The organism is Kitasatospora sp. NPDC087315, assembly GCF_044744345.1.
Taxonomy (GTDB): Bacteria; Actinomycetota; Actinomycetes; order Streptomycetales; family Streptomycetaceae; genus Kitasatospora.
This window is the reverse complement of record NZ_JBIUYD010000061.1, coordinates 1-1,664: the sequence shown is the minus strand read 5'-3', so window position 1 is coordinate 1,664 and position 1,664 is coordinate 1. Positions and strand designations below refer to the sequence as shown.

Annotated in this window: 1 protein-coding gene and 1 pseudogene; both read right to left on the bottom strand. The window is 68.6% G+C overall.

Annotated elements, in window-relative coordinates; translation table 11 throughout:
* Positions 1-129 precede the first annotated feature (129 nt).
* Positions 130-1,392, bottom strand: coding sequence for an IS256 family transposase (locus ACIO5D_RS38470; RefSeq protein ID WP_400800959.1), 1,263 nt, complete (start codon positions 1,390-1,392; stop codon positions 130-132).
* Between the two features lie 43 nt (positions 1,393-1,435).
* Positions 1,436-1,664 (bottom strand): annotated as a pseudogene (locus tag ACIO5D_RS38465) (hypothetical protein); the annotation flags it as partial.

Genomic DNA, 1,664 nt, shown 5'->3' with positions numbered 1-1,664 from the left:
TGCGGTCAAGAGGGTGTTCAGGTCGGTCGTCACAAACTGATCTTGGACACCCTCTGCCCTTTGGCGGGCCAGAACTTCGGATCTACTCGTCTAGGTGTTGATCTTCCTGGCGGGTGTGGGCCGGGTGGCCTACGCCCGTCCGGCTGACAGGCGTCCGTCGAAGGCGATGTCGAAGGCGTTGAGGGCGCCGAGCCAGCGGTTGCTCCAGCGCTGTCGGCCGCGGCCGGTGGGGTCGAGGGCGAGGGTGGCCAGGTAGAGCCGTTTGAGGGCGGCCTGGTCGTTGGGGAAGTGGCCGCAGGCGCCGGCGGCCCTGCGGTAGCGGGAGTTGAGGCTCTCGATGGCGTTGGTGGTGCAGATGATCTTCCGGATCTCGGCGTCGAAGGCGAGGAAGGGGACCATCTCGGACCAGGCCTTCTCCCACAGTCGCACCACGGCCGGGTAGGTCGCCTCCCAGGCGGCGGCGAACTCGGCGAACCGGTCCAGGGCCGCCTGCTCGTTCGGCGCGGTGTAGACGGGCTTGAGATCCCGGGCGACCGCCGCCCAGTCCCGCTTGGAGGTGTAGCGGAAGGAGTTCCGCAGCAGGTGGACGATGCACGTTTGCACCACGGTCTGGGGCCAGACCTGGGCGACCGCGTCGGGCAGCCCGGCCAGGCCGTCGCAGATGAGGATCAGGCAGTCCTTCACGCCGCGGTTCTTGATCTCGGTCAGGACCGACTGCCAGTACTTGGCGCCCTCGCCGCCGCTGGAGGTCCACAGGCCCAGGATGTCGCGGTAGCCGTCGGCGGTGACGCCCAGGACCACGTAGACGGGCCGGTTGGCGACCTGTCCGTCGCGGACCTTGATGTTCACGGCGTCCACGAACAGCACCGGGTAGACCGGGTCGAGGGGGCGCGTGCGCCACTCGGACATGCCCTCCAGGACCCGATCGGTGATGGTGGAGACGGTCTCCTTGCTGGTCGTCATGCCGTAGACCTCGGCCAGGTGCGCGACGATCTCCCCGCTGGTCAGGCCCTTCGCGGTCAACGAGACCACGAGGTTGTCCAGGCCCTCGGTGCGGCGCGCGTGCCGGGGCACGACCTTCGGTTCGAACGTGCCGGCCCGGTCCCTGGGCACTTCGAGCGTGACCGGCCCGGCCTCGGTCATCACGGTTTTCATCCGGTAGCCGTTGCGCGCGTTGCCGCCCTTGCGGGCGGAGCGGCCCGGTTCCGCGGTCGAGGCCAGGTGCTCGTCCATCTCGGCTTCCAGGGCTTCCTGGAGCAGGTGCCGGGTCAGCTGCTGCAGCAGCCCGCCCTCACCGAGCAGCTGCATCCCGCCGGCCCTGGCCTGCTCGGCCGCCAGCTCGGCGACCGACGCCACCACATCCGACCCGCCGGTGTTCTTCCTCGGAGCCATGTCCAAGGCATCGGCGTCTACGGACTCCGACGAAACCGTTCCGTCAGGAACCGACCCGATCTGGTGATCCGTCAGCGAGCTCATCAGTGTCTCCCTTGATCAGGGTGTCCACCTGATTCATGACACTCCCCTTGGTGTGGGTGTTCACGCCTTCGGTGCGGCCGTTGTGGTGGGGCGGGGTGAGGCCGGCATCGACTGCGGCGCGGTCGAGTTCGAGGCCGTTGCAGAAGCTCTGCAGGTGAGGAAGGCCGGCAGCGCGGGCTGAGGCGATC